The sequence below is a fragment of the Bradyrhizobium sp. Kon58 genome, assembly GCF_055807455.1.
The window spans coordinates 1-249 of sequence record NZ_JBVVOT010000570.1 but is presented as its reverse complement, the minus strand read 5'-3'; the positions used below and the strand labels follow the sequence as shown (position 1 = coordinate 249).

The window sequence follows — 249 nt, the reverse complement described above, 5'->3', positions numbered from 1 at the left end:
GCCAGGGCGCCCTGGTACAGCACCGGCCCAGTCGGTTGCCCGGTCGGCGAGCCACCTTGCGGCTCCAGGCTGACGGCGAGGGTCAGCGGTGCGTTCAGCAATGCCTGCTGCGCCTTGCTCAACTGAATTCGGCCTTTACCCGAGGTCGGCACCAATCCCAGGGAGACCGGTTTGCCGCCTGGTGCAATGGCCCACAATTCCAGGGCTCGTGTCGGCTCCACCGCTGCCAGTGAAAGCGGCTCCAATTGC

Annotated in this window: 1 protein-coding gene; it reads right to left on the bottom strand. The window is 66.3% G+C overall.

The window, feature by feature from the left end; genetic code table 11:
* Nucleotides 1–249: anti-sigma factor domain-containing protein (locus AC0L20_RS41530; protein ID WP_473295916.1), on the bottom strand; the 249-nt coding region annotated here is incomplete at both ends.